The following is a 16,877-nucleotide window of genomic DNA, read 5'->3' as shown; positions in this document are numbered from 1 at the left end:
TATACTACGGTTGGTTATTGAAACGTTTCGGCTCACAAAACGCTAAACAAATTTGCTCAATCATCAGCCATTCATCCCCTGTCTCAACACCTTTTGTCACCCGTTCGGCCTTTGCGCAAACCTGAATCATCGCTTGCCACTGACCAAGCCCTCCTCTAGATAGAGCCTTCATATAACTGTTTTTTTTACTGTCCCAAATCCGGTGCTTTTTAAACGTTGCGTCACGTCGACCCATTGTTTTTTCTTCAAAGCTTAAGCTGGCAAGAATCCGTAACTCGCGCATTAAAGCCCATAAAACGACAGGTGCCGCCAGCTTTTCCCCTAACAAGCCTTTTAATATTTGAAGTGCTCTTGCCGCGTCACCCAACAGCAAGCTATCGGTCAGCTTGAAAACATCATACCGTGCATTATCTGCCACCGTATTTGAGATGTCTTCTATTGATAATTCTACTGGGCCAAATAATGTGTGAAGTTTTTCAATTTCTTGATCAGCAGCCAGCAAATTCCCCTCAACACTGTCTGCTAGCAATTTAACACCTTGGGCGCTTGCCTTTAAGCCTTTTCGCTTCAGACGATGGTCCAACCATCTCAACAATTTATCATCAACCAGAGGCCACACTTGCACCACTACCCCATGTTGATCTATCGATTTAAACCATTTTGACTTTTTTGCAGAACCATCTAACTTGCCGGCGACAATAATCAGTAGATTGTCGGCAGACAAATCATCTAGCATTTTTTCAATCGCTTGTGATCCTTCTCGCCCCGGTTTAGCCGTTGGTAAATTTAATTCAATTAGGTTCTTTTCGGCAAATAATGACTGGTTCAAACTAGCGGCATAAAGCTGGTTCCAGTCAAACTGCCCCTCAACATGCAACACCTGACGGTTCACAAACCCCGCGTTTCTGGCCTGCTGACGAATCAAGTCAACAGCCTCACCTTGCTGTAATGGCTCAGCACCCGACACTAAATACACCGGTGCTAGTTTTTTATTCAGCGAAGAAGATAATTGATTAACGTCTAACTGCATAGGCTCTGGCTCAACACAGGCCAGCTAATTGAGTTAATGAACCACCGCGTCTACTTTTACTGCTTGTATATGCCTTAAAATTTGTTGAGCCGCATCTCGTTTTAAATCACGCGCAATAACCGCTGACTCATTGGTTCGACCTATAATGTCATTTTCATCGTTGATGAAATCACGCACTAATAATAGCGCTTGGTCATCTAAAAGCACCTGACCATTCGCCATCACCAAACTATAAATGACGGAGTACTGCATTTCTGACTCACGAACTTTACCTCTTGAGTCCACACTCAAGGTTCTATTTTCTGACTCTTCTTTTTTAATCGTTAATATCGCATCGGCATCTGAACGCTGGCTTACCACTTCTGCGGAGTACCCAAGCAGCTCTTTCAAATCTCTTACTAAGTCAGTGTGCTGAGGGCCAGCCACATAAATTTTCTGAAGTTCAGCAGGTAGCTCGAAAGCTCCTCGTAATTTAAAACCGCACGCCGTTAATGAAACTGACAACAGGCAAAGTATTGTCATTAAACGCAGTATCACAAAAAAGTGTGTTCGAGTGTTCATCATATTTTAGTCCGCTAAATAACAATATTAACCAGTCTCTTCGGCACAATAATAACCTTTCGAACAGGTTTTCCGTCAATAAATTTATTAACATTGTCCTCTGATAACGCTAACTTTTCTATGCTTTCTTTAGATGCATCGGCCGCCACCATCAGCTTAGCTCTTAATTTGCCATTTACTTGCACCACCATTTGCACTTCGTCCAACACCAACGCCGTCTCATCAAATTCTGGCCACGTTACGTCGATCAGTGGATCTTGATGGCCCAAAGCTTGCCACATCTGATCACAAACATGAGGAATAATCGGCGACAACATCAACACAATGCTTTCTAACGCTTCTTGTAACAAGGCTCGAGAAGCATCCGTTTCGGCTTTAAATTTAGACACTGAATTTAACAATTCCATATTAGCCGCAATGGCTGTATTGAACGTTAAACGGCGACCATAATCATCATTGACCTTATTTAAGGTTTCATGGACCTGTCGACGAAGCGCCTTATCTTCACTGCTTAATTGATCAACTGTATATCCGCTGATTAAGCCGCCATCGACATGCTCTTTGACTTGACGCCATAAGCGACGAATAAATCGAAATGAGCCTTCGACTGCGCTGTCAGACCATTCTAATGATTGCTCTGGAGGCGCAGCAAACATGGTGAATAGGCGCACCGTATCGGCACCGTACTTTTCAATTAAACCTTGCGGATCAACCGTATTGCCTTTCGATTTTGACATTTTCGTGCCATCTTTAAGCACCATCCCTTGCGTTAACAAGTTCTTAAACGGCTCATCGCAAGACACCAAGCCAAGGTCACGCAATAATTTTGTATAAAACCGCGAATACAGGAGATGCAAAATAGCGTGTTCAATACCACCGATATATTGATCAACCGGCAACCAATAGTTAGCTCGTTCATCTAACATCGCTTGATCATTATCTGCACAACAATAACGTGCAAAATACCATGAAGACTCCATGAACGTATCAAACGTATCGGTTTCTCTTTTAGCTTGCTGACCACACGTTGGACAGCTTGTATTAATAAATTCTTCGTGCCTTGCTAAGGGCGACCCGACCCCTTCCAAGGATACATCCTTAGGCAAAATAACCGGTAACTGCTCATCGGGCACTGGCACAGTACCGCAGTCATCACAATAAATAACCGGCACAGGTGTTCCCCAATAACGTTGACGTGAAATACCCCAATCACGCAAACGAAAGTTAACCGTTTTTTTGCCCTTACCCTTGGCACTTAATGATTCAGCAATTGCATCGAAGGCCTGCTGAAAGTCTAAACCATCAAATTCCGCTGAATTAAGTAACGTTCCTTTGCCCGTATACGCTTGCTTTGTAAGATCAATATCATCAGGGTTATCGGTAGCTATAACTTGCTTGATTGCTAAGCCATACTTGTTCGCAAACTCGAAATCACGCTGATCATGAGCAGGCACTGACATCACTGCTCCGGTTCCATAATGCATTAATACAAAATTTGCGATCCAAATAGGTACCGTCTCACCCGTTAATGGATGAATCGCCTTAAGCCCCGAATCAATGCCCTTTTTCTCCATTGTCTCCATCGCAGCTTCCGATGTTTCCATGGTTTTACATTGATCTAAAAATTCAGCAATATCGGTATTATTTTCTGCCGCTTGGAGAGCCAGAGGGTGCTCTGCCGCAACCGCAACATAGGTAACACCCATTAAAGTATCTGGTCGTGTCGTATAAACAGGTAAGGTACTATCACTGCCTTCAATATCAAACGACAGCTCAACACCTTCTGAACGACCAATCCAGTTTTGCTGCATAGTGCGAACCTGCTCAGGCCAGCCTTCCAACTCTTTCAACGAGCTCAATAATTCGTCAGCATAGTTTGTAATCCGCATAAACCATTGTGAAATTTCGCGTTTTTCAACCTCGTTATCACAACGCCAACAGCAACCATCAATCACCTGTTCATTTGCTAACACCGTATTACAATCTGGACACCAGTTAAGCGGTGCTGTTTTTTTATACACCAAGTCTTTTTCAAGTAAGCGCGTAAAGAACCACTGTTCCCAACGATAGTAATCATCATTACAAGTGGCCACTTCACGCTTCCAATCATAACCAAAACCCAATTGTTTAAGTTGGGTGCGCATATAATCAATATTATCTGAGGTCCAGCCACCAGGGTGCACTCCATGTTTCATCGCTGCATTTTCCGCCGGTAACCCAAAGGCATCCCAACCCATCGGTTGCATCACATTTTTACCTTTCATCCGCTGGTAACGGCTAACTACATCACCAATGGTGTAATTACGAACATGTCCCATATGTAACCGCCCACTCGGATACGGAAACATAGACAAACAATAGTATTTTTCCTTTGTTGTGTCCTCGGTTACTTCAAAAGCACCCGTTAATTGCCATTTTTCTTGAACACTCTTTTCAATAAGAGAAGGTTGATATTCTTCTTGCATTTTTTTACCGTCGGACACACTATTTAATAAGGTGGGTAGAATACCTTAGCTACCTATAAATCTAAAGTTGAATTAAATAGAAGGTTACATCTTCTGTTTGTATAAACTTTAAGCCCAATGGGTCTGAAGTTGAATTGAGAAGACTAGACCTTCATACAGGGAGATCTTATGAATAACTCAATACAAGATAAGTTACTTCAAGCCTACGATAAGATGATGCAACGCCTCCATGACACCGTTGAACGGGCTGAAAAAATTGCTATTCCAACTCTTAGTGAAAACCTAAAACATGCACAAGAAAAAGCCGTTGAACTAGGCGAACTGACAAAAGAGGAAGCAAGTAAAGTTGCCGACTATTTAAAAAGGGACCTAGAAGACGCCTCAGCCTATCTACAAACCACAAAAAAGGAGTTCTCTGACTGGCTATCTTTTGAGTCAAATTTGATAGAGGGTAAAATCGGTGACTGGACCCATTCAGTCGTCGATAAAGCAAAATTAGAGTGGGAGAACTTAAACTTAGATACCATAAAGGGAACGCTTTACCATTCAGGAGAGCTTACAGGCCCTGGCACTCTTGAGTGCACCCAATGTAAACAGACACTGAACTTTAAAAAAACCGGACATATTCCCCCATGTCCAACCTGCCATAAAACTGAATTTAAACGTCGCAAAAAGAAGGTGGTTAAAAAATGAACCGTGTTATTTTTAATAAAAAAGGTGGTGTTGGCAAATCTACTATTACCTGCAATTTAGCCGCAATTAGTGCGTCGAAAGGTAAAAAAACCTTGGTCATCGACCTTGATACACAAGGCAACTCAACTCACTATTTACTCGGCCAGCAATCAAATACGCTTGAATCCACATTGGCAGATTTTTATACCAACACCCTTAACGTAAGCCTATTTCCAAAAGATTTCAGCGATTTTATCTATGAAACTGGTATGCCAAATTTATATGTCATGCCATCACACCCAGACATGGACAATCTACACGCAAAGCTTGAATCTCGTTACAAAATATATAAATTGAAAGAAGCGTTAGACACCATGGGAGAGTTTGATAATATTTTTATCGACACGCCACCAGCGCTCAACTTCTACACCCGTTCCGCACTAATCGCCGCAAATAGCTGCATCATTCCCTTCGATTGCGATGTTTTTTCAAAACAAGCCTTGTATTCCTTACTCGATACTGTCGCCGAAGTTAAAGCTGACCATAACCCAAACTTGGCGATTGAGGGTATTGTTGTCAACCAGTTCCAAAAACGCGCAAAACTACCGACCCAGCTACTAGAAGAACTTATTGACGACAATTTAAAGCTTTTCAAAAGCATGATCTCCCCTTCTGTAAAAATACGAGAATCCCATAGCGCAAGCCAACCCATGATCCAATATGCGCCAAACCATAAAATCACCGAGGAGTTTAAAAGCCTTTATCAGGAATTAAAGAAAAAATAATTGGATTCTCCCCTAACGTTAGGTTTACACTCTACGGCGGTTATAAATTACCTACATTTAACACTTTTTAAAATCAACACAGCAAACGTAAGGTCACAATGAAAAAACTATTTGGCTTATTTGGTGGGGCAAAAAAAACCCCTTTAAAGGCAACTATTCAGCCATCTGGCAAATCATTTGAAGTTCCAAAAAACAACACTCTGTTACAGACTGCGCTCAATGAAGGGGTTAATTTTCCGTTTCACTGCACGGTGGGCACCTGTGGAAATTGTCGCTGCAAATTACTCGATGGTGAGGTTAAAGCCATCATGGATTTTTCATACACCTTATCAGAACCAGAACTTGATGAAGGCTACATTCTTGCCTGCCAAAGCTTATTGAAGACCGATGTTATCATTGAGCTTGAAGCTGACGCTAACCAACCCAAACACTCAGTAAAAACCTATAAGGGAACCATTACTGACACCCACATGCATACACATGACATTATGGAAGTGACGGTGGAATTAGACCAAGCAATTTCATTCACCGCAGGGCAATTTGCCGATATAGGACTTGAGGGGTTTTCTCGCCACCGCAGTTACTCTTTCGCCAATGCGCCGGCTGCTAATGGCCAAAAAACGCTAAGTTTTCATGTTAGAAATGTGCCCGGTGGCGACTACACCCAATGGCTGTTTGAAAAAGACCGAAAAGGCGAAGCCTTTGAACTGCACGGCCCTAGCGGTGCGTTTTGGTTAAGAACTTCAGATGCGCCAATTCTCGCCATCGCAGGTGGTAGCGGCATGGCACCACTAAAATCTATTTTAGAAGATGCCTTAAAAAATAACATTAATAGACCCGTTACCTATTTATTTGGTGCCCGTGCTCAACGCGATCTCTATTGTCTTGATGATATGAAAAAACTAACAGAAAAGTGGTCCAACTCTTTTAAATTTGTACCCGTGCTGTCCGAGGAGCCAGAAGATTCAGACTGGACTGGAAAACGTGGTCTGGTCACCGACTTTATTGACGATGAAACTATTGGTTTTTCGGTGTCTGATAGTCACGCCTACCTATGTGGCCCGCCAGGAATGATTGATGCAACACTGGTAAAGCTTGAAGAGGCTAATATCAGTTTAGATAATATTCATTACGACAAATTTTTGGACTCTAGGCAGTTAGAGAACTGATTTTCGAACTACCCTGGAGTTAATCTGTTTCGCCTTCAGCAAACCAGCATAAGAGCGTCATGTTCATCTGGCCGCCTTTAGTCTGTTAAGCACTGTAGGCGGGGCGATTTTTTATACGGTCCCTTTTTAAAAAACTCACCAGCACCATCACCACAACAAAACCTAAAAAGCCCCACCAACCACCTTGGACAAAAGGGGTAGCGCCCTTTAACGGCGTTATCTCCCCAGTTAATGCAGTGCGTCTAAACATCGGCGCTTGTTTAATAACTTGCCCCGCAGGGTCAATAATTGCCGTAATACCCGTATTGGTAGACCTTAATAAAAAGCGCCCACTTTCCAACGAACGCATCCGAGCCATCTGAAAATGTTGGTACGGTGCAATCGTGTCGCCAAACCAGGTATCGTTACTCACGTTCACTAAATACGCTGCCTCAGGAAGCCCATCAATGGATGTTTGCTGAAAAGCATCTTCGTAACAAATAGACGATGCAAACGGAAAACCTGCCCCTTGTAAAAGCGTTTGCTGATCACCTCCGGCTGAAAAATCGGACATGGGTATTTTTAGAAAATTTAAAATAATGGTCGATAGAGGCTTCAATGGCATATATTCACCCAGAGGCACTAAATGACGCTTAAGGTAAAAATCATTCGAATATCGAACACTGTATAAGCCATTATAATAATCGCTGCCATTAGTAGACATGACGGGTAGCCCTAGAACAATATCTATATCACGTTCATCTACCTCCCTTTTTAGTTGTGGTATCAACGTGTTTTCCACCCGATGCAAAAAAGCAGGCACAGATGTTTCAGGCCAAACAATTAAATCGACACCATGCTGTTGCCTTGTCATTTGCAGATAAATGTCGATGTTTTTTTGCTTAAATGACGGCAGCCATTTTATTTCTTGTGGGATATTACCTTGCAATAAAGCTACCTTAATCGGCGCTCCTGCAGGCTCCGTCCATTCGATGTTTTTAAGCATAAATCCACTAAGCCAAACGGACACAATTAAAGTACTAGCAAACATCACCTGCCTTTTTCCTACCTTATGAAGGCAGTATGAAATCGCCCCAACCATTACGACTAACAACCAAGAAACCCCCAACACCCCAACGATAGGGGCCCAAGCAGACAGCCAAGTATCGACTTGGCTAAAACCCAGTGACAACCATGGAAACCCAGTAAACAAGACGCCTCGTAACGCTTCTAACCCAACCCATAAACTGGGCAACGCCAATAAATACCGAACCGCAAGGCGCCGGTAAAAAAATCGGTTCATCAAATATGCAAATAACGCCATATAAAGCGCAAGAATGGCCACCATTCCTAACATGATAATGATGGCTAACCACAATGGAGCATTTGCAAAGTGGTGAATACTAAAGTAAACCCAATAGACACCATGAGCAAAATACCCCCAACCAAAGGCATAGCCCATTAACGCTGCTGTTGATGGCCTTAGTTGGCGTAAGGTCAATAGAAATAAAACGGGAGACAGCACCGCCATAAGCGGAAGGTCGTAAGGTGAAAACGCTAGTGGGAGTAAGGCACCAGAAAAAATTGCAGCAATAACACGCATGCCCTGCTTAGGATTCATCAGCATTATTCGCCCTGCATTTTCCTGACTTTATTCTTCCTCAACCGCATCTAGAATGGTCATACGAAGTAAATGAACACGACGATTATCAGCCCTTAAAACCTCAAATAAAAAGCCATCAATTTGTGTTTTTTCACCATGTTCAGGCACATGACCGAAGCTTTTAACCACCATACCACCCACTGTATCTACATCGTCTGGATAATCGGTTTCAAAACGTTCATTAAAATCGGCAATTTCGGTTAAGGCTTTAATGTTGTATTCATATTCGCTACGCTGAAGAATAAACGCTTCTTCTTCAAAATCATGCTCATCTTCAATCTCACCAACAATTTGCTCAAGCACATCTTCAATCGTGATAAGACCCGCAACTGAACCATACTCGTCAATCACAATCGCCATGTGATTTCTATTCGCACGAAACTCATGCAACATCACATTTAAACGCTTACTTTCAGGCACAAAAATCGCGGGGCGCATGACATCCTTTACGTCAAACTTTTCATCCTTATTAGTAACAACATAGTTCAATAAATCTTTCGCCAACAAAATACCAGCCACTTGTGAGGTTTCTTCATCTTGAACAGGAAAACGAGAGTGTGCTGACTCTGTCACGCGAGGAAAGATATCTTTCAATTCTGCTTCTCGAGGAATAAAAACTATCTGCGAACGAGGAATCATAATATCTCGCACCTGTAACTCTGAGACTTGCAAAACACCTTCAATCATCGCTAAGGCATCCTGTCCTAACAAATCTCTTTTCTCCGCATCACGCATTAACTGCACTAGGTCTTCACGATCTTTTGGCTCGCCCATTAGCGCCTGCCCTAATCGTTCTATCCAAGATCGATTTTCAAGTGTGTCATTTTTTGTCTGGTTCATATTATTGCTCAACCCTCATAAGGGTTATTAATCCCGATACTATTCAAAAGTTTTATTTCTAACAATTCCATGACATGAGCATCATCGTCATTAATGTGATCATAACCTTGAAGGTGTAAACAACCATGGATCACCATATGCGCCCAATGTGCAGCCGCTTGCTTCCCCTGCTCTTCCGCCTCACGCAACACCACAGGTGCACAAATAACTAAGTCGCCTAGGGTTTCTTCCGATAAGGCACCGTCAGGCAAACCACTTGGGCTTTCGAACGGAAAGCTTAAAACATTCGTTGGCCCTTTCTTTTGACGATAGGCTTCATTTAAAGCAGCTGACTCATCTTCGTCTACCAGCCTTATAACGACTTCAGCATCTTTTTGCTGTTGGAGTCCAAGTTTAACCCAATCAATCAACGATTGTTGCTCAGGCAATTCGCTACAGTCACTGGCTATTTGTAATTCAACACTCATGATTTAGCGTGCTTTTCATAGGCCGACACAATTTTTTGTACGATCGGATGCCTCACCACATCTGTATTTTTAAACTGCGTAAAACTAATGCTGTCTATGCCCTTTAAAATCTTCATGACCAATTTCAAACCCGATTCGGTATGCCCTGGTAGGTCTATCTGAGTAATATCACCCGTCACCACCACTGTAGACCCATAACCAATTCGTGTTAAAAACATTTTAATTTGTTCTGGCGTTGTATTTTGCGCCTCATCTAAAATAATAAATGCTTCGCTCAATGTTCGGCCTCGCATAAAAGCCAATGGCGCAATCTCTATTACATTTCGTTCAATAAGTTTTTCGACTCGCTCGACACCTAACATCTCATATAAAGCATCGTACAAAGGTCTTAAATATGGATTAATTTTTTCACTTAAATCGCCCGGTAAAAAACCCAGTCGTTCACCCGCCTCTACCGCTGGGCGAGCTAGAATAATTCGTGATACTTTCTCTGCTTCTAAGGCTTCTACTGCACAGGCTACAGCCAAATATGTTTTACCCGTCCCTGCTGGCCCAATGCCAAAAACAATATCATTTTTTGGAATACTTTTAACGTAAGACTGTTGGTTACCACCACGTGGCTTAATTACTTTTTTTCTAGTATGGATAACGGCGGTGTCATCTAGATCCACCGGTTGCTCTACAGACATCTTTGTTTCCTGCATTAATAAATGTACCTTTTCAGGTGTTAATTGATCGCTTTCGGTACTTTTATACAGCGCTTTTAACGCCGTAATCGCTACTCCAACCCCAATCTCCAAACCGGTCACGCTAAAATGATGTCCTCGATGTTTTACATCAACATCTAAACGCCGTTCTAGCTGTGTGATATGCTCATTAAATTGGCCGCACAAACTGGCCAAACGTTTATTGTTGGCTGGCGTTAAGATCACATCAGTGGTTTTAAGTTTGCTACTCAATTTATGAAGCTGTACGCCTTTCTTGAAGAGACTGACTAGCCTCCCTATCTGCTGCTGTCACTACCCGTCCCCTTAGAGAGTATGGCAAGGCTTCTGTAATTAACACATCAACAAATTGCCCTTTTAGCCGAGTATGGCCAGCAAAGTTTACAACGCGATTATTCTCTGTACGCCCGGTCATTTGTAAAGAATTCTTCTTTGACTCACCTTCCACCAAAAGCCGTTGAACAGTGCCAACCATGCTTTTCGAAATATCTGCCGTTTGCTGGGTAATAATATTCTGTAGTCGCTCAAGACGTTGCTTTTTAACATCCATATCAATATCATCTGGCATTTCTGCCGCTGGCGTTCCTGGACGAGCACTAAAAATAAAGCTAAATGAAAAGTCGAAGCCTATTTTTTCGATTAGCTGTATGGTGTCTTCAAACTCCTCATCGGTTTCTTGTGGAAAACCAACAATGAAGTCTGATGAAAAGCTCATATTCGGACGAATCTTTTTAAGACGTTGAAGTTTTTCAATATATAAATCTATTTCATGCCCGCGTTTCATTCGTGCCAACACGCTATTGCTACCGCTTTGCACTGGCAAATGAAGGTGATCAACTAACTCTGGAATATCCTCATACGCTTGAATTAAACTTTCTGAAAACTCTTTTGGGTGTGATGTGGTATATCGGATACGATCAATACCATCAATTGCTGCAACGTAATGCAGCAGTAACGCAAAATCTGCGATATCCCCATCGCTCATTTCTCCGCGATAGGCGTTAACATTTTGCCCCAATAAATTAACTTCTCGAACCCCTTGCGACGCTAAACTCGATACTTCTGCAATCACATCATCTAAAGGTCTACTGACTTCCTCGCCGCGTGTATAGGGAACAACGCAAAAGGTACAATATTTACTGCACCCTTCCATAACTGATACGAAAGCTTTCGGCCCTTCTGCACGAGGTTCTGGCAAATTATCAAATTTTTCAATTTCCGGAAAAGAAATGTCCATTACCAGTTTCTTTTTTGTTTGCGCCTCTTTCAACATCGCTGGTAAACGGTGCAAGGTCTGTGGACCAAACACTACATCAACATAGGGTGCTCTTCGCCGTATAATTTTGCCCTCTTGACTGGCAACACAACCACCTACGCCTATTAATAAGTCGGGGTTCTTTTCTTTCAATGGGCGCCAGCGCCCTAATTGATGAAAAACACGCTCTTGTGCTTTTTCTCTAATTGAGCAGGTATTAAGCAGCAATACATCTGCTTCTTTTTCATTATCTGTTAACCGTAGGTCATGCGATTGCGCAAGCACATCCGCCATTTTTTCAGAATCATATTCATTCATCTGACAACCATGGGTGCGTATAAAAAGTTTTTTAGTCATATTCGTTAATTTTAACACGCAACGAGAGGCCGTTGCTCAACTTGGTCCACCAGCTTTTCTTACCATCATGCCCTTTGATGGGTTATAACCCCAAACGGCCACTAACAGAAACACAATAAACGCCACTAAGGTATACACAAAAGCAGCTAGGTTAAACTGCCCATACAGCGCAAATCGAAGCAACTCAACCGCTTGTGAAAACGGATTATAACTTGCCAAGGTATGCAATAACTCGCTTGATTCTTTAATTTTCCATAACGGATAAAGCGCCGTAGACATAAAAAACATTGGAAAAATAACAAAATTCATCACCCCTGCAAAGTTTTCTAACTGTTTTATAAAAGACGACAGCAACATTCCTAACGCTCCGAGCATTAAACCCGTTAGGACCAACGCCGGAAATAAAGTCAGATAGCCCAGCCATGGTGCTTGAATGTCATAGAACCACGCAATCAGCAAAAACACATACGCTTGAAGGATCGAAACAAACGTCCCGGCCATTAATTTTCCAGTGAGTAAAAACCAACGTGGCAAAGGGCTAACTAAGAGTGTTTTCATGCTACCCATTTCGCGATCATAGACCATCGATAAGGAACTTTGCATGCCATTGAAGAGTTGAATCATGCCAATCAAACCAGCAGAAATATACACCTCATACAATATGTACGTTTCATACGGTGGCATAATCGCAATTCCCAAGGTAGAGCGAAAACCCGCTGCAAAAACAAACAACCAAACCAAGGGCCTAACTAACGCCGCAATAAAACGTTCACGTTGAAGCAAAAATCGCCACAACTCTCGTTTTATAATACCTTTCAATGCAATAAAGGCATGCTTAAGCCTCATGATGATATCCCCTGTGTTAAGCGCTTAAACGCACGGGAGATGTCATCTGTAGAGTCCCCACCACATACTTGGCTCACTGGCCCTTGTGCTTTGATTTCCCCTTGATGCAAAACAAGCAACTTATCAGACGGATACACCTCATCGATCAAATGCGTTGCCCAAAGAACCGACAACCCATCATCTTTGCATAACGCATGCACGTGCTCAACAATCCCTTTACGGCTTGACACATCCAAACCAACAGTGGGCTCATCTAATAACAATAAAGATGGCTTATGTAACAGCGCTCTGGCTATTTCCACACGCCGACGATGCCCGCCATTGAGCTGACGAATTTTTTCATCTTTACGCGCCAACATACCCTGCCTTTCTAGTTCTTCACTTACTCGAACGGAAGCCTGTTTACGCGACATACCGTGCAACGAGGCGTGATAATAAAGATTTTGCAGAACACTTAAATCCATATCTAGTGTTGTTTGCTGAAACACCACCCCTAAATTCGCCAAAGCCTGACAAGCTTGCGTCTTAACGTTAAACCCATTAATGCTAATTTCACCGGAACGACTGTCGTACAAATGCGTTATCAACGAAAACAAGGTCGACTTACCCGCACCATTAGGCCCTAACAAAATAGCGCACTCACCAGATGCTATTGAAAAATTAATGTCCGATAAGGCTGCTGTATTTCCATACGCATAACTTAGCGTTTTAACAGCTAATGAAAGACTCATTATTTAACCGCAATACCCCAAGGGTAACGACCAACCCGTACAGATTTTGTTACTGTTAAGGTTTCCACATCAATAATCGAAATGTCATTACTGGCACCATTAGTTGTATACAACCGCTTTAAGTCTGGCGAAAACGCAAGGTTCCATACCCGCTGGCCAACTAATAAATACTTGATGACCGTCATTGTTTCAATATCCAAAACAGCAACACGGTTCGCAGGACCCAACGCAACAAATAAAAATTTATTATTCGGGTGCGCCAACACACCGACCGGTTGAATAAGCGCCTTATCAACCCCGGCTATTTCAAACTGTACTTTACTGACAATTTGCTTCGTCGACACATTAATACGAGACAAAGAACCTGCTATTTCAGAGCTTACAAACAGCGCTTGACCGTCTACAGAAAACTCTGCTGCCCTAGGACGTGAATCGACCAAGGTATTCTCTTTTATCGTTTGCTCTTTAGGATCAATCCAATGGACCATATTAGTTGTTTCAGATGTATTAACTACCCACTTTCCATCAAGAGACACAGCAATACCTTCAGGTTCCACGCCAACCGGGATCTCAGCAATTACGTTCTTTGTTTGCAAATCAATCACTGTGACAATATTGTCATCTTCATTAGATACGTACAACCAAAGGCCATTAGGGTGAATCTTGAACAATTCCGGGTCATCACCTGATGGCAGCTCACCGACCACCTTTAAGCTTGCGGTATCTATAACCTGAATGGTGTCATCGTCACTCGCTGCGACATAGAGTTGTGTTTTATCGTTGTTGAAGGCTACACCACGTGGGCGCTGACCCAACGGCACTGTTTGCAACAACTGCCCTGTTTCACCGTTAACCACAGCCAAGGCGTTGTCTTTTTCTAATGTTATATAAAGTGTATCTGCAAAACTGACTGTCGAAAAAATTATTAAAAACGCGAAGAGGTATTTATTCATTATTATTTTTAGCGTAATTCACATGTTGATTCGAGCTTATCATACCCTAGCGTATCTAAATAAGTCCGCGGGTGTAAAAACTCTTTAAGCGGCAATACCGAGACAATTGAGCGTGGCGTTGCCAATAAAACAGGCTGACGTAACTGTTGATTCCAACGCCTAAATGTAAGCTTTACACCTTTAAAACCGGCCAAACTAAAACGATCACTGAGGATATATTTTTTTACTTCAGCTGGCTCCACTTTATTGGCTCGTGTCACCGCCTCACCTACCGTACGAACGGCTAACCATGACGAGTAATCAACATCATTCATCCAGCGGCCAGCTTGCTTATAAAACCTATTTTGCATTTGAACTGCGCCCCATCGCTCGTGGGTTCTATGCCAAGCACTTGGCACTAAACCCTGCGTGCCAATAATAGGTCGAGGTAACCAAGTATTCATCGTTAAGTATTCACCAAATAAACCTTTTACATCCGCTACCGCTAAAACATCATACTCAGCGCCCTGAGTAAATACAGGGATTTCTGCTTGCGCTGTGCGACGAGCATCATGATCAAAATTCCACGTTTTTTCTTTTACGATTTTTATCCCAAAACGTTTTGCAGCACGCTTAATAGCATTAGCAAAGCGTTGGTCTTCTTCATCGTTCCCCTTAACCAAAAACCAATTTTGCCAGCGTTTTTTCAGCATCCATTGAGCAAGTGCATCTGCTTTCATAGCATCACTTGGAATAATATGAAAGATGTTTGCACTACAACTGTTATTCCTTAGCCTGTCATCTGTCGATGAAACATTGAAGAGCAATATATTCTTCGGCTTGGCCAAGGCAGAGATTTTTTCCAGTGTTGATGCTTGAACATCGACGAGGATATAGCGATAACCTCCTTCTACCAATAGATTGAAGGCGCTAATTACATCAGCATGAAGAGGCACCTCAATGTGCTTCAAGTCATAATGATGTCCTGTAAATTGCCCTGTGGTATTATTATCCTTGATGCCTAAGGTGGCTCCTTGAATACCTTCATCCGTTAGTATTGGGTCAAGGTTTGATAAGGCCGGCGGCACTGCTCTTTTTTCCGTAAGCAAGGCCAAACTCACCTTAACATCATTTGCTAGCACATGATTGGAGCCCATCACCATTAAGCAAGTTAAGAAAAAAACCACGCGCTTGTTTAATACCATATTATTCATTTTTTAACCGGCTCTTTAGCAATGGACACTGCCCTTTCAAGCGCTTCATGCGCCATCTGTGTGCAGCTTGACTTGTTTTTGATTTTATTTTGATTAAAACAGCACGTCTAGTGCAATTAAAGTCTAGAATGTGAGGCAAAAAAAAGCGACTCATAAAGAGTCGCCAAGAGGAGGAGAACATTATTACATTGGGCAGCGATCTGAGAGCAGAGCTGCAGTAACAATGTGATATGAATATTATATTGCTTTGCAGCATACGTCAAGACTTATTCTAAAATTTACACATAAAAAGTTAGCCCGCTTTAAATAAAAGGAAAATAATGATTAATACATCTAAATATAATCGAGGTAGCAATGAACATTGAATCCTCGGCAGAAAACCCAGCTTTAGATGTTATTGAGCGCCACCCTAACAAAGCGACTCGCAAACCCATCTTATTTATTCATGGTGCGAACATGTCTGCATGGTGTTGGGACGAATACTTTATGCCTTTTTTTGCAGACCTGGGGCATCCAACCTATGCCATCAATCTACGCGGCCACGGGAAAAGCGGCGGAAGCGCCATGCTCGCTTCAAATAGCATTGCCGATTATGTTAATGACATTCAACGAGTTATCGATGAAATTGGCGAACCCCCAATTCTGATTGGTCACTCCTTAGGTGGGCTGATTATTCAAAAATATATAGAAAAGGAAACCGTTCCTGCCTGCATACTGATGGCTAGTGTTCCTGTTGACGGTCTTATTCCATCAATTATTGATTTGGCCTTGAACCCAACTTTTTATATGCAAATGAACCTTGGCGAACTTATCGGCACGTGGTTTTCACCGGTTGATCTAACGCGTAAATCTATATTTGCTGGCCACGTTAATGACGATGTTGTAATCCGTTATTGTGCTGAAATGCAACAAGGCTCTCCAAAAGCTTTGCTTGATACCTTATGGCTTGGTCTGCCTACGTACAAAAACCCTTTCGAGATCCCGATGTTGGCGCTCAGTGCTGATGAGGATACTTTCTTTAGGCCCGCACACATCAGAAAAACAGCAAAGGCATACAAGGCAGACTTCATTAATATGAAAAAAATGGGGCATACCATGATGATTGACGCTCACTGGCGTGAAAGTGCTGAAACCATTCAGCATTGGCTAGAAAAAAACCTTTAGCCGCTCATTAACGACATATACC

At 42.4% G+C, this 16,877-nt stretch carries 16 protein-coding genes; 4 read left to right on the top strand and 12 right to left on the bottom strand.

Translation table 11 applies throughout. From position 1 onward, the window contains the following. Positions 1-4: 4 nt before the first annotated feature. The 3 genes from holA to leuS are packed head-to-tail and all read right to left on the bottom strand — an operon-like array spanning position 5 to position 4,056. The gene (holA, locus tag CPC19_RS04545) at positions 5-1,030 is read right to left on the bottom strand and encodes a DNA polymerase III subunit delta (protein ID WP_016389942.1); all 1,026 of its coding nucleotides are present in this window, start codon (positions 1,028-1,030) and stop codon (positions 5-7) included. Between the two features lie 33 nt (positions 1,031-1,063). Beyond that, entirely contained in the window at positions 1,064-1,594 is a 531-nt protein-coding gene (lptE, locus tag CPC19_RS04540) for an LPS assembly lipoprotein LptE (protein ID WP_015006467.1), read from the bottom strand. An 11-nt stretch (positions 1,595-1,605) separates the two neighbouring features. After that, entirely contained in the window at positions 1,606-4,056 is a 2,451-nt protein-coding gene (gene leuS, locus CPC19_RS04535; protein ID WP_016389940.1) for a leucine--tRNA ligase, read from the bottom strand. A gap of 168 nt (positions 4,057-4,224) precedes the next feature. Between leuS and CPC19_RS04530 the strand changes: the two genes are divergently transcribed. The 3 genes from CPC19_RS04530 to CPC19_RS04520 all read left to right on the top strand — a co-directional run bounded on the left by CPC19_RS04530 (position 4,225) and on the right by CPC19_RS04520 (position 6,682). Then, positions 4,225-4,749 (top strand): zinc ribbon-containing protein, encoded by a 525-nt coding sequence (locus tag CPC19_RS04530; RefSeq protein WP_015006469.1) that lies wholly within the window; start codon positions 4,225-4,227, stop codon positions 4,747-4,749. Further along, a complete protein-coding gene (locus CPC19_RS04525) occupies positions 4,746-5,513 on the top strand; it encodes a ParA family protein (protein WP_016389939.1) in 768 nt (255 codons plus the stop codon). The genes CPC19_RS04530 and CPC19_RS04525 overlap by 4 nt, the downstream gene beginning before the upstream one ends. Positions 5,514-5,611: 98 nt before the next feature. After that, a complete protein-coding gene (locus tag CPC19_RS04520; RefSeq protein WP_016389938.1) occupies positions 5,612-6,682 on the top strand; it encodes an NADH:ubiquinone reductase (Na(+)-transporting) subunit F in 1,071 nt (356 codons plus the stop codon). A gap of 85 nt (positions 6,683-6,767) precedes the next feature. Here CPC19_RS04520 and lnt read toward each other — a convergent pair whose 3' ends face one another. The 9 genes from lnt to CPC19_RS04475 all read right to left on the bottom strand — a co-directional run bounded on the left by lnt (position 6,768) and on the right by CPC19_RS04475 (position 15,691). Next, a complete protein-coding gene (gene lnt / locus CPC19_RS04515; protein WP_236610517.1) occupies positions 6,768-8,282 on the bottom strand; it encodes an apolipoprotein N-acyltransferase in 1,515 nt (504 codons plus the stop codon). A 30-nt stretch (positions 8,283-8,312) separates the two neighbouring features. After that, complete coding sequence (locus tag CPC19_RS04510; protein ID WP_015006473.1) at positions 8,313-9,164, bottom strand: HlyC/CorC family transporter; 852 nt, start codon at positions 9,162-9,164, stop codon at positions 8,313-8,315. Positions 9,165-9,172: 8 nt separating this feature from the next. Then, positions 9,173-9,631 carry an rRNA maturation RNase YbeY gene (gene ybeY, locus CPC19_RS04505; RefSeq protein ID WP_016389935.1) on the bottom strand — a complete coding sequence of 153 codons (459 nt, stop codon included), beginning with the start codon at positions 9,629-9,631 and terminating at the stop codon, positions 9,173-9,175. After that, on the bottom strand, positions 9,628-10,590 hold the full coding sequence (locus CPC19_RS04500) for a PhoH family protein (protein ID WP_015006475.1): 963 nt from the start codon (positions 10,588-10,590) through the stop codon (positions 9,628-9,630). Before CPC19_RS04500 ends, ybeY begins: the two co-directional genes overlap by 4 nt. A gap of 1 nt (position 10,591) precedes the next feature. Next, positions 10,592-11,929: a tRNA (N6-isopentenyl adenosine(37)-C2)-methylthiotransferase MiaB gene (miaB, locus tag CPC19_RS04495; RefSeq protein ID WP_015006476.1), complete on the bottom strand. Its 1,338-nt coding sequence runs from the start codon at positions 11,927-11,929 to the stop codon at positions 10,592-10,594. 75 nt (positions 11,930-12,004) lie between these two features. Then, positions 12,005-12,814, bottom strand: a complete 810-nt coding sequence (locus CPC19_RS04490) for an ABC transporter permease (RefSeq protein ID WP_016389934.1) — start codon at positions 12,812-12,814, stop codon at positions 12,005-12,007. After that, positions 12,811-13,545 carry an ABC transporter ATP-binding protein gene (locus CPC19_RS04485; RefSeq protein ID WP_016389933.1) on the bottom strand — a complete coding sequence of 245 codons (735 nt, stop codon included), beginning with the start codon at positions 13,543-13,545 and terminating at the stop codon, positions 12,811-12,813. The genes CPC19_RS04490 and CPC19_RS04485 overlap by 4 nt, the downstream gene beginning before the upstream one ends. After that, positions 13,545-14,498 (bottom strand): PQQ-dependent catabolism-associated beta-propeller protein, encoded by a 954-nt coding sequence (locus CPC19_RS04480; RefSeq protein ID WP_016389932.1) that lies wholly within the window; start codon positions 14,496-14,498, stop codon positions 13,545-13,547. The genes CPC19_RS04485 and CPC19_RS04480 overlap by 1 nt, the downstream gene beginning before the upstream one ends. Positions 14,499-14,506: 8 nt before the next feature. Then, entirely contained in the window at positions 14,507-15,691 is a 1,185-nt protein-coding gene (locus tag CPC19_RS04475) for an ABC transporter substrate-binding protein (protein ID WP_016389931.1), read from the bottom strand. Positions 15,692-16,045: 354 nt separating this feature from the next. On the opposite strand from CPC19_RS04475, the gene CPC19_RS04470 reads away from it, so the two are divergent. Then, positions 16,046-16,855, top strand: a complete 810-nt coding sequence (locus tag CPC19_RS04470) for an alpha/beta hydrolase (RefSeq protein WP_015006481.1) — start codon at positions 16,046-16,048, stop codon at positions 16,853-16,855. Positions 16,856-16,877 lie beyond the last annotated feature (22 nt).

The sequence above is a fragment of the Cycloclasticus sp. PY97N genome (genome assembly GCF_002443175.1).
GTDB classification, from domain to species: Bacteria; Pseudomonadota; Gammaproteobacteria; order Methylococcales; family Cycloclasticaceae; genus Cycloclasticus; species Cycloclasticus pugetii.
This window is presented reverse-complemented; position numbering and strand designations above follow the sequence as displayed.